Genomic DNA, 12,932 nt, shown 5'->3' with positions numbered 1-12,932 from the left:
GATATATTCACAATGGAAGTGCTAAAAGTGAATTAATGTATAAAATAATATATATTATATATTTTTTAAATTTAATACTACATATACATTAATAAACATAGTGGATACAATTATGTGCAAACTATTTACGCTTATAGGTATTTCTTTTTTATATGAGGTACTTAAAGATAAATATTTAATTAACAAGGGGGATAATCATGAACAAAGGAAAAGAAATTAAAAAACCATCACTACTTATATCGGTAATACCGTTTATATGCTTAATTTTCTTTATGTTAATGGGGGTATTAGTTTTTGATGCCGCACCACAGATACCGCTAATAATATGTTGCGTTATCACTGCAATTATAGGTAAATTTTTAGGGCACACATGGGATGACATGGAGCAGTCAATGATTAAGACTAACTCTATGGCAATGCAAGCGAATTTTATTATTATGATAGTTGGATGTCTGGTAGGTACATGGATTGCTGGAGGAGTAGTTCCAGGAATGATATTCTATGGACTTAAGTTATTTACACCAACTATGTTTTTATTCTTACTACCAATAATATGTGCAATAGTTTCAGTTTCAACAGGAAGTGCATGGACTACTGCAGGAACTATGGGAACAGCGGCAATGGGTATAGGGGCAGGACTTGGAATACCTCTACCAATAGTTGCAGGAGCAGTTGTAACAGGAGCTTCATTTGGAGACAAGTTATCACCCCTTTCAGATAGTACAAACTTAGCTGCTGGGGTGGCTGGAGTAAATGTGTTTGATCATATAAGACATATGTTATATACTACAGTACCAAGTTTTATAATATCAGTAATTATATTTGCAATTATAGGTATAGGATTTAAAAATGGAACAGCAGCTGATACTAGTCAAATTACTGCTATATTAGAGACTATACAAGCAAACTTTAATATTACTCCAATAATATTTATAGCGCCACTTTCAGTTGTGTTAATGATTATATTTAAAGTGCCAGCTATACCAGGTATGATAGGTGGAACATTAGTGGGAGTTATCTTTGCATTTGGCCAAGGTAATGCTATTGCAGATGTTTTACAATCATTATTTTATGGATTTGAAATGAATTCAGGAAATGCCATGGTTGATTCACTTCTTAATAGAGGTGGAATGCTTGGAATGATGGAAACAATTTCTCTAGTTATATGTGCATTATGTTTTGGGGGTCTTGTTAAACAAATAGGATGTCTAGATACGATTATTGCAAAAATACTTCAACATTGTCATAGTAGAGGAAGTATTATATTATCAAATATAGTGAGCTGTATAGCTATGAACTTTATGGCAGCGGATCAATATATGGCAATAGTTATACCGGGACAAATGTACAAGCCTGTATATGAAAAGTTAAACCTAGATCCTAAAAATCTATCAAGGGTACTTGAGGATGCAGGAACGTTAACATCAGGGTTAGTACCATGGTCAACATGTGGGGCAATATACTTTACAACATTAGGAGTAAGTGCCTTTGCATATGCACCGTTCCACTTCTTAGGATTAATCAATCCAATCATATCTGCAATTTATGGATATACTGGATTTGCACTAAAACCATTAGATGAAAGTAAGCCAATAGCTAAAGCTTTATCGGTTGAAGAATATAATAGAAAAGATGAAGAGTTATCAGCTTAATATAATTAATAACAATTAATATAATTAATAACAATTAATATTAGGCGATTAAGATTTAAAGAGGAAGATTACTGAGGTTAAAATTCAGTAATCTTCCTCTTTACATTTCTAATAGGTTAAGGTTTATTATGTATTCATAATAGCTTGATTAATGTCAAGAAATAAGTTGTAATGTCGAATATTTGATTTAGGTTTTTATTATACTAAATATTTTTTCTATTTGTCATTTAATTTAAAGGTAAATGCCCATTAATAATAGAAATGTAATACATATGTAACAAAGTTTATAAGAATATGCTTTAAAATAAGGTTAAACTTTAAATATTGTTAGGGAAGAATTGGATAATATAAATATTGAAATTATATGACTATTAAAATATAGTTTAAATAGAAAAATATATAAAATGGAAGGAAGTGAACTTTAGCGAGAATTTGGTGTATATAACTTATTTACTTGCTAAATATAATTTATGAAAAAAGAAGACATAAATAAAGGGAAGCTTAGTATAAATAATAATCGGAGTTATTATGAAAGACAGCTTATTAAAAAAAGAAATCGAATTAAGATAAAACGAATGATGAAAAGATTTATGATACTTATATTTTTAGCAATAATTACGGTAGTATATTTTATAGATTACTCTAAAGTTAATGCGGCTGGTGATAGTGTAGATAATTCTAACGAAAGCAAAGAAGTCGTTGTAGACAACTCTAAGGTGAAAACAAAAGGAGTAGTTTCGATAAAAGGATCTTCATTAACTCTTGCAAATAAGCAGTATGTATTAGAAAAAAAATATGTTCCTAAAGATATGGTGAAGGTAAATGTGACATTTTCAGAGGGGGTTACAGAGGAAGAACAATATATGACTAAGGAGGCTTCAAAGGCTTTAGAAAAACTTGTACAAGGCGCAGCTAAGGAAAATATAATTTTATATGGACTTTCAGGATATAGATCTTATGACACACAGAAGACTTTGTATGAATATAATGTTAAAGTTCAAGGGCAGGAATATGCAGATAAATATGTAGCAAAACCAGGGTCAAGTGAGCATCAACTGGGAGAAGCAATGGATTTAGCAGCTTCATGGGGATGGATATATGAGGGCTGTGAAGAGGCTAAGTGGATTGCAAATAATGCCTATAAATATGGATTTATAGTAAGGTATGAAGCCGGAAAAGAAAAAGTAACAGGCTATAATTATGAACCATGGCATGTTAGATATGTAGGTAAAAATGCAGCAAAAGAAATCTTTGATGGAGGTAAGAGTTTAGAAGAGTATGGGGAGAGTTATTAAATAAGGGGGCAAGTGTATGGGGATAAGCAATATGTTTAATAAGGGGAAAAATGCTATAAAGGAATCTATGAAAAGATTTCCTATAGAAATACTTTTGTCTATGGCCACGGTTATTATATTAATCTATATGTCTGAGGCTGAAAAGTGGCAATGGGATGATGGTTTGCAGCGGATTGCAATGGTAATGGCTCTAGGAATTCCAGTATATCTTTGTATTCAATTATTTTTAGAGAGTAAAAACAAGGAAAATGAAAAAAGTAGAATTATATATTATGGTACTTCAGCAATTTTACTTATAGCCTATGGGTGGTTTCTTCTTAAGGATGTAAACATGGTTGAAATAACTCGTTACGTAGGGTTTAATCTGGTGTTTATTTTAGGCTTTTTAGTTATTCCATATATAGATAAAGAAGAAAATTTTGAGATATATGTAATAAGAGTTTTACAACGCTTTTTTACAACAGTAGTATATTCAGTGGTGTTATATCTAGGGCTCGCAGCAATATTATTTACTATTAATTATCTTTTAGAAATTAAAATTGATCCGGAAATATACTATTACACTTGGCTTATAATAGTTGGTGTGTTTGCACCTTGTTTCTTTCTTGGTGGAATTCCAAGTAAGGGTGAAAGACTTAGTGTTAAAGCCTATCCAAAGGGTTTAAAAGTATTAATGCTATATATAATAATGCCATTAATATCTGTATACACAGTTATACTTTATATATATTTTGGGAAAATAATTATTACTATGAATTGGCCAGAGGGATTAGTTTCCCATTTGGTACTGTGGTATGGAGTAATATCTGCGGTAACAATATTTTTAATATCTGCAGTCAGTGACCAAAGCCAGTGGGTAAAGAAATATATAAATATATTTCCAAAGGCTATATTGCCACTTATGGGAATGATGTTTGTTTCCATGGGAATAAGGATTAATGCTTATGGAATAACAGAAAATAGGTATTTTGTCTTAGCCCTTGGAATTTGGGTTTTTGGAGTAATGATATATTTCTCAGCAAGTAAAAAAAGAAAAAATATAATCCTTCCAACATCTCTTGCAATAATTATACTAGTATCAGTTTTTGGACCTTTAAGTAGCTATAGTATATCTAAATATAGCCAAAATAGAAGGTTTGAAAAAATAGCAAATAGAAATAATATGGTTGAAAATGGGAAAGTTGTAAAATCTACAGGTCAGGTTTCAAAAGAGGACCAACAGGAAATTAGTAGTATTCTACATTATTTTAATAATAAACATGAATTAAAGGATGTTAAGTATTTACCAGATAACTTTAAAATTGGAGATATAAAAAGTCAGTTAGGGATAGAAGATTCTGTGTATTATTATGGGGATAATTATGAATATTTTTATTTTACTGTGGAGGAATCTTCAAAACCAATAGAAATAAAAGAATATGATTACTTATTTGATTTAACTAGTTACCAAACTGACAATAAGAAAAGTGATGTTGGAGTTACAGTGAATTATAATAAAGCATCTAACAAATTCATAATATACAAGGATGGAAAAGAAATATATTCTAATGATTTCAATGAATATATTAAAGCCTTAGTAGATAAGTATGGAAATGATAACAGTTTAAATAGTAAGAGTGGCAGCATTCCGAGTGAGAGTATGAGGTTAAAAGATGAAACGGACAAGGTTAAAGTAGAATTTAAATTTAAAAATATATCAGGTAGTAAAACTGCACTTAATGGAAATATAGAATCAAAAGAACTTCAGTTTTATGTTTTCATCAAGGTTAAGTAAGTGATACTTGATATTTAAGTAAGGCATCTGAAAATAAATAATAAGAGGCTGATAATTCAATTAAGAATTATCAGCCTTTTATTACACCTTATATTTACTTACCGTGTTTTGCAATGTATCAGTATCCACTTTGATTTGATCTGAGGTTTTATTCATTTCCTTTGATACTTGATTTAAGTCTTGAGAGAAATGAAGTATTTTATCTGTATACTCTAATTGTCCTTTAGATATATTTCGAGAATCTATTACTTTATTTTCAATGACTTCATTCTTATCTTTTATATCTTCGGTAACTAGTTTTACATTCTCAGCTTTTTCAGTTACTGACTTAACTAAAGTGCCTATTTTATTAAATAAATCAATCATTAATTTACTATGTTTTTCTTGAATGTCTATTTGCTCACCTAGACCGTTTTTCGCATTGTCCATAAATGATATATTATTAGTTATTATATTAACTTTATCAATAATTTCCTTTAGGATTGTATCTGTATCTTCGGAAAGTTTTCTTATTTCAGAAGCTACTACAGAAAATCCACGACCTGCTTCGCCAGCTCTAGCGGCTTCGATGGAGGCGTTAAGAGCTAGGATATTTGTCATGTTGGAGATATCATTTATAGAATCAATAAGAACATTTATTTCATTTATACTTCCATAGGTAGCTTCCATTAATCCAGTAAAACTACTAAAGGATTCAGAAGTATTCTTTATAGCTTTATCTACATTTACAAGTTCTTTTTCACCATAGGAGGAGAAACTACTAACTTCTTCAGCTCTTTTGCCAACTTCATCTACATCTTCAATAATATGTGACAAATCTACCTTAAACTTAGAAATAATATGAGTTATAGCCTCAAGACTTGTAAATTGATTTTTAGAGTTATCAAGGGAGGTTTCAAGGTCATTATTAATATCATCTAAATCAGAAGTTAACTTAGAGGATGTATCATATAGTAGTTCGGATTGTTTACTACTATTATCAATTTGAACCTTTAAATTTTGAATTAAAGCTGAAAAATCCTTCCTAGTATGCTCAAGGGCATTAGCTATGATTCCAATATCATCATTACGGTTTAGGTAATCTTCATCTATAGTAACTGAAAGGTCACCAGAAATAATTTTATTTGAGAAATCATTAACTTTATTTAGAGAAGTAAATCGTCTTTTCTCATAGATTTTAACGAAAGGCATGTAAATCATAATGCCGACAGCAAGGTTTATAAGCTGTAATGCAGAACCAGCTAAAGAACCAGTAACAGCAGCACCACTTATTAAAATTGGAGAAGTCCAGTGGACGCTAGCAATGGTCATTGGTACTAAATGTAGGCTAGTGGCTATATAAGCAATAATATTTAGAACTATAGGAACTAGTATAAATGGAATTGCTAGTAGCGGATTTAAAACTAGTGGTAATCCTAATACTAAAAGTTCATTTACATTAAATAATCCCATTATTAAAGCAATTATAGCAAAACGTTTAGTAAATTTCTTTTTACTAAATATAAGAAGGGCTATGGCTAAACATAAAGTAGCACCAGCACCACCCATATAGACAAAAGAATCAAAGTATGGCTTTGTGAAGATATTAAGCACAGCCTCATGATTAGCTGCAGCGGCTATATTTGAAGTTATGGCTGGAGTAAATATGTTCTCGTTTAGAACTTCAGTAACAGCAGAGCCGTGAATTCCGAAGAACCAAAGAATTTGATTTATTAATATGTATATAATGGAAGTTAAAAATCCACTTTGTAAGAATCCAAATGGATATTGTATTAAATCATAAAATAATTTATAAATATTTTTAGTTCCAAATATCATTCCAAACAATTGCAGTGTTACTCCAAAGATTAATAAGGTAAGCAATGTTGGAATAATTGCATCGAAGGATCTTTTACTAGCAGCACTCACTTCTCCATCAGGAACTTTTATTTTTAACTTGTCCTTATTCCAGAAGAATGCAAATAGGTTTACGCTAATAATACTATTTAAAATTGCTATAAATAATCCCATTGTTCCAAGCCAAGATAAAGGTATGCCACCATCAAGGGTTGGTTCTATGAGGATTATAAGTGAAGATATAGCAGTAATAATGGCTATATCAGTAGGGATTTTCTTATGTTCAGCTATCTTTTTACTGAGGCTGATTAAAAGTAATAAGGATAGTATAGCAAAGGTACCTTGCCAAATAGTACCACCGAGATTTTTCCAATTTTCTCCGAATAGTGAAACCATAGCGTTTTGATATAAGGGTATAGGAAGGTTGTTTATAATTGTAAAGACACAACCCACAGTGATAATAGGAATGAGTTCGATAAATGCATCCTTCACCAAATTGAGGTATAGCATTTTAGAAGTTTTATCGTTGATAGTACTATATGTAGACTTAATAGTATTCATAATTTCCCCCTTTATGACTGTATAATATATATTTAAACAAAATACTAACTTTAACAACTTATATATGCATAAATTGACAAATGGGTATATTGTTATTATATAGTATTTAAAGGATAAATGTCTATAAAATAACAACATTACAAATTAGGTAAATAAAAAGGTAGCAGCTTGCAGAAATACGGTAAATTAGGGTATAAGTCATTTGAAAGTCATAAATTCAACATTTTATATACATAACTACTCCTTATAATTTAATTAAAGAAATGGAAAGGAGAATAAGAATATGAATAGAAAATATGACGAAATGTATGATGATGAACTATCAGAAAACTTTAATTGTTTAATAGATGAAGAATTTAATAATAAGTATAAGGAAGAGAATTATTACAATAAAGCTATTAAGAATGTTATAGCGGATTCAAATAAAAAGAATAGGAGGAAAAATAATAGAATAATAGCTGGAGCAACAGTATTAACAGCAGTAGTAACACTTATGGCCTTTGCGGGAGGATTTTTAGCAAATGATTATTTGAATACTCTAAATGATAGCAAAGCTTCAAATCTAAAAATGCAACTGGATGGCAGTAACCTAAATAAAGGTGAAGAAAATAGTAAACTAGATAATAAAGAGAATAATACTTATAAAAATAATAATAAAGAAAATATGCCAATTGAAGATGTGGTAAAGCTTGTATCGCCTTCCGTTGTTACTATAACGGTATCATCACAAGGTAATATCATTAGTGGGGGGAAACAAAATGTAGGAACTGGATTTATTGTAAATAAAGACGGAACAGTAGTAACAAATTATCATGTTATTGAAAATGCTTCAAATGTAAAGATAACATTTCATGACGGTAGAGAAGTTAATGGAAGAATTGTAGGTACTAGTAAAAAAGATGATCTAGCCATATTAAAGATAACAGACAAGGTTGAAATGCCAGGAATAGCTAAATTGGCAAGTGGCGATGAAATTAATGCAGGTCAAGAGGTTATAGCTATATGAAATCCTTTAGGTAAAGAGTTTTCAGGATCTGTTACAAAGGGCATAATAAGTTCAACTAGCAGAAAGATTAGTATAGATGGATTTAGTAGAGATTTTATTCAAATTGATGCAGCTATAAATCCAGGAAATAGTGGTGGTCCATTAATAAACCTTAAGGGAGAGATTATTGGGGTAAACACAGCTAAGCAAAGTGGTGAAAATGTTGAAGGTATGGGATTTGCAGTCCCAATAAAGTATGTTAGAACTATGATAGAAAATCCAGAAAACTACAAGAATCAAAGTGGAAATGAAAAGAATCCATATGGGGATAATTTTAATGGAGGATATCCAAAGGGTGGATTTTCAGGAGATGATTTCAATGGTGGATATCCAAACGGTGGATTTTCAAGAGATGATTTCAATGGTGAATATCCAAATGGTGAATTTTCAGGAGATGATTATAATGGAGTATATCCAAACAATGGATCATCGGGAGGTAATTTCAGTGAGGGACAACCAGCCGCAGAAGTATATAAGGCAAAGCCTGCACAAAAGCCAAATGGAAACTGACCTATTTATTTTTATAAGATGCCCTAACTAAAGTCATAAAAAAGTCACACAATAAACCTTTGCAAATCATAAATTAATGAAATAATGGGTTATAGAATAATTTAAGAAAAGGGGATAGATAGCGTATGTTAGTTTTAAAGAATATTAGTAAACAGTTCAATAAAACGAGAGTATTAAAGGATTTAAATATAGAATTTAAAGGTGGATTAAACTTTATTGTGGGACCATCGGGTAGTGGTAAATCTACATTGTTAAAAATAATAAGTGGTATGGATAAAGAGTATGACGGGAAAGTTTTATATAAGGGAAGTAGTTTAAAAGAATTTAAAGAGAAAGATTTAAACTCTTATTACTACAACACAGTTGGATTTATATGGCAAGACTTTCAGCTTGTAAATCATTTATCAGTTGAAGATAACGTGAAGGTGGTACTCGACCTATCAAATTTAAGCAATGCCGAAAAAGATAAAAAAGTAAGTACTATTTTAAAAAGATTAGCCATAGATGGCTTAGCTAAGAAAAATGTATCTAAGTTATCTGGTGGACAAAAACAAAGAGTTGCCATAGCAAGAGCTTTAGTAAAAGATCCTGAGGTGATTATTGCGGATGAGCCTACGGGTGCCTTAGATAAAAAATCTTCTAGTATAATAATGAATACTTTAAAGAAAATTTCCAAGGAAAGACTAGTGATAGTTGTAACTCATGATAAATCTTTAATGGATAATGAAAGTAATTGTTTCTTATTAGATAAAGGAAGTATTTTACAGATAGCTAGTGGAGCTAATGAAAAAGCAGAAATATCTAAAACTAAATTAATTAATCCAAAATTATCTTTTGGAAATGCATTTTCTTTAGGGTGTAAGAACTTTAAGGGACTGTTTATGAAATTTGTTATGACTTCATTAATTTTAATGTTATCATCCTACTTTTTATTATTAAATGTAAGTGGTACTGTAGGTAATGAACAAGAGAAAATATTAAATGAGTTAGTTGAAGCCAGTGGAAATCGCTTACGGGATATAGAGGTAGTTAGCAATGCAATTAGTGCAGGTGGAACAGATGGTAATGAAACTAATAAACCGAATATAGATATAAAACAAGATGTTTCAAAGGTTCTAGACAAGTATAAAGATGATCCAAGGATAGAGCAGCTTGTACCACAACAAGGCGTTCGTAATATGGTAGTTAATATAGATGGCATATTAAAAGATTACAAGGTGGAAGATTCTGGTAGCGTGCCTTATGTTGATGAGGTTGTAGAGGGAAGAATGCCAAAATCAGGAGAAAGAGAAGTGGTTGTATCAAAATTATTTATAGAAAGATCAAAGTTAAAAGCAGGTGATGTTATAGGAAAAACTTTATCTTTGGTAGGTACAAACTATGATTGGTCAAGTGGACAACCGAAGGAAGTTAGAAGTAACATAGATGGATTAACTATAGTTGGTGTAGTAGATACAACGGTATCATATATAGATGCTAAATATGGAAAAGTTGAATATGAGCTTGAGGATTCATTTATATATGGGTTAGATGTAGTTAAAGAGATAAAAGAAAAATCAAATTCAAGTAAAGAAAATATTTCATTTACAATTAGAGTGAAAGATATTAAAGATATTATGCCTATAGTTGATGAATTAAGTAAAGAAGGCATAACTGCAATGGGAGAGTTTGAAAAGGTAAGGGATGTTTTATCAATTAATAGTACAACAAAGGAACAGTCAGGAGCAATAACTGTAATAATTGCAGCAATAGCAGTAGTAGTTACTCTTGCAGTAGTGTTAATTAATGGATTCCTAAGAAAGAGAGAATTTGCAATTTTAAAGATAAATGGATATTCAAAAGGAAGTATATTTAATTTAAGTATTGCTGAAAATTTATTAATTTCAATATCAGCCATAGTTTTATTTGTGGTAGCATCTCCATTGATTAATAATGTATCTAGCAAAATATTTAGTATGTCAGTAGCAGGGACAAAATCCATGGTAACTGGAATAGTAATTATATTAGTACAAGGTGTTGTTATGGGAATAGTTTCAGCTATTATAACTTCAAATATAAAAGCAGAAAGTAGTATAATGACGGGTGATAGATAATGGTTATTTTAAAAAAAATATTTAAGAAATTTGGCGATGTAGAAATATGTGATGATGTTAATTACACCTTTAGAGAAAAGGGGTTAACGTGTTTCTTTGGGCCAAGTGGTAGTGGGAAAACTACCATATTTAACTTAATAGCAGGTTTTGATAGAAGCTATGAAGGTGAAATAGAGGTAAATAATATTAAATTAAATAAATTAAGTATGGAAGAGTTATGCAAATATAGATTTAACAATATTGGATTTATATTTCAAAATTATAATCTTTTCAGAGGCTACACTGCTTTAGAAAATATATTAATGGGGATTAACTTGGAAAATCATATAACAGAAGATGAAAAAAGAAAAAAAGCATTAGCACTATTAAGTTCCTTAGGGTTAGATAATCAAACAAATCAAAAAATCGAAACCTTAAGCGGGGGACAAAAACAAAGGGTAGCGATTGCTAGGGCACTTATAAATGAGCCTAAATTAATTTTAGCAGATGAGCCAACAGGAGCATTAGATAGTGAATCAACAAAATCAATAATGGAAATTCTGAAAAATATATCTAAAACAAAGCAAGTAATAATGATTTCACATGATGAAGAAGTATTAGAGTATGCAGATGAAGTAATAGAGCTAGATGATAGTAAAATTAAAGTTAAAAAGTCAGAAAACAATGAAGAAATTGCTGTAACCTCTGAAGGTGATAAAGAGAATATAAATAAAAAAGAACCAAGGTTAAGCAGTAAAATAGCAAAACATATTAGCTTTAAAAACTTTAAAATACACCTACTTAAGTTTATTTTAGCAGCAGTAATAATAGCCTTTGGATCATCAGCCTTTGTGGGTTCTCTTTCAACCCAAAAGATTACAAATAATATTATAAATGATTTTAAGACAAAGAATCTATTCTATAATATAGGTAGTATTCCTACACTTGTCGGTGGAGAAAAAAATTCAGAAGATATAAATAAGGTTTATAATGAGTTAAAATCTAATGGTGAACTTGAAAATGTATATTATCAATATGATTTAGAAAATATAAAAATAAAGAATGGTAGCAAAAGTATTGATATACCAGTAAAAGTTCCAACAGTAATAGCCAAAGAGACTATGGCCTACGGAAATATGCCAGGATATAATAAAAATGAAATGGCCATATCATCAAATGTAGCAAAGAGAATAGTGGATGATATAAAAAGTATAATAGGTAAAGAAGTTGTGTTTGAATATATAAATAGTGAGGGTAAAAGTGAAGAACTTAAAGTAACTGTTTCAGGATTAACTAATTCTATATATCAAGATTTTATTTTAAGTAGTGATTTAGAAAATAAAATTTATGAAAAGGCTAAAATTGATAAAGAGAATCCAACCTCAATATCCTTCACAATTAAGGAGTTTGAAAAAATACCTGAAATTGATAAAAGTTTAAAGGATAGTGGGATAGGTGTATTTACAAAAGCTAGTGAAGTTGAGGCTTTCCAAAAGTCATTTAATAGTTTATTAAAGCTATATACAGTTTTATCATATTTAATCTTAATAGTTGGATTAGTTATTAGTGCTATAATTCTATATAGAGTTACAATAGAAAGATATACTGAAATTGGAGTTCTTGGAGCACTAGGATATACTAAAGGTAATATTAATAAAATTATCTTTAGAGAAAGTATATACTTTGCAGGGCTTTCAACTATTATGGCATTTATATTTATATTCATTTTAGATTTAATCTATAAAGGTCAGTTTGGATATGGTATAGAGGTTAATTTTGTTAGTATTGCAATCTTAATTATTATAAATTTAGGTTTAACAATGGGATTATCTGCATGTATTAATAATAAATTAGTGAAAACAGAAATAGCAGAAGCTTTAAGAAAGTAAATAAGGAATCTTAATAAATAAACAAGTAAGTATGTTCGATTATTTTGAGTTATTATTTATTTTAGGATGCCTAAAAGGATGTCTCCAGTAAAATAGGGGCATCCTTTATTTGCAATATATATTATAATTAGAAGGGCAGGGTCTGAAGTTAAAAATTAAAAGTTAAAAGTTAAAAGTTAAGAATTAAAAATTTGAAATTTGAAATTTGAAATTTGAAAATAGGGATAAAATTATTAAGGATTTTAACACGTGAAATGTATTAGAGGTAGAAGATATATAGCAAAAAAAAGGAAAGGGT

Annotated in this window: 6 protein-coding genes and 1 pseudogene; 6 read left to right on the top strand and 1 reads right to left on the bottom strand. The window is 29.9% G+C overall.

What is annotated here, in order from left to right:
- The first annotated feature begins 197 nt into the window (after positions 1-197).
- The 3 genes from nhaC to RSA29_RS00605 all read left to right on the top strand — a co-directional run bounded on the left by nhaC (position 198) and on the right by RSA29_RS00605 (position 4,721).
- The gene (gene nhaC, locus RSA29_RS00615) at positions 198-1,652 is read left to right on the top strand and encodes a Na+/H+ antiporter NhaC (protein WP_346941831.1); all 1,455 of its coding nucleotides are present in this window, start codon (positions 198-200) and stop codon (positions 1,650-1,652) included.
- 470 nt (positions 1,653-2,122) lie between these two features.
- Entirely contained in the window at positions 2,123-2,947 is an 825-nt protein-coding gene (locus tag RSA29_RS00610) for a M15 family metallopeptidase (protein WP_346941832.1), read from the top strand.
- Between the two features lie 16 nt (positions 2,948-2,963).
- Positions 2,964-4,721 (top strand): DUF4153 domain-containing protein, encoded by a 1,758-nt coding sequence (locus RSA29_RS00605; RefSeq protein WP_346941833.1) that lies wholly within the window; start codon positions 2,964-2,966, stop codon positions 4,719-4,721.
- A gap of 81 nt (positions 4,722-4,802) precedes the next feature.
- On the opposite strand, the gene RSA29_RS00600 is transcribed toward RSA29_RS00605, so the two are convergent.
- Positions 4,803-7,118, bottom strand: coding sequence for a PTS transporter subunit EIIC (locus RSA29_RS00600; RefSeq protein ID WP_346941834.1), 2,316 nt, complete (start codon positions 7,116-7,118; stop codon positions 4,803-4,805).
- 283 nt (positions 7,119-7,401) lie between these two features.
- Here RSA29_RS00600 and RSA29_RS00595 point away from each other — a divergent pair.
- The 3 genes and pseudogenes from RSA29_RS00595 to RSA29_RS00585 all read left to right on the top strand — a co-directional run bounded on the left by RSA29_RS00595 (position 7,402) and on the right by RSA29_RS00585 (position 12,634).
- Positions 7,402-8,673: pseudogene (locus tag RSA29_RS00595) on the top strand (trypsin-like peptidase domain-containing protein).
- 125 nt (positions 8,674-8,798) lie between these two features.
- On the top strand, positions 8,799-10,766 hold the full coding sequence (locus RSA29_RS00590) for an ABC transporter ATP-binding protein/permease (protein WP_346941835.1): 1,968 nt from the start codon (positions 8,799-8,801) through the stop codon (positions 10,764-10,766).
- On the top strand, positions 10,766-12,634 hold the full coding sequence (locus RSA29_RS00585) for an ATP-binding cassette domain-containing protein (RefSeq protein WP_346941836.1): 1,869 nt from the start codon (positions 10,766-10,768) through the stop codon (positions 12,632-12,634). Before RSA29_RS00590 ends, RSA29_RS00585 begins: the two co-directional genes overlap by 1 nt.
- Positions 12,635-12,932: the final 298 nt, after the last annotated feature.

Origin of the sequence: Clostridium sp. (assembly GCF_036660475.1) — a bacterium.
GTDB lineage: Bacteria > Bacillota > Clostridia > Clostridiales > Clostridiaceae > Clostridium_J.
This window is presented reverse-complemented; position numbering and strand designations above follow the sequence as displayed.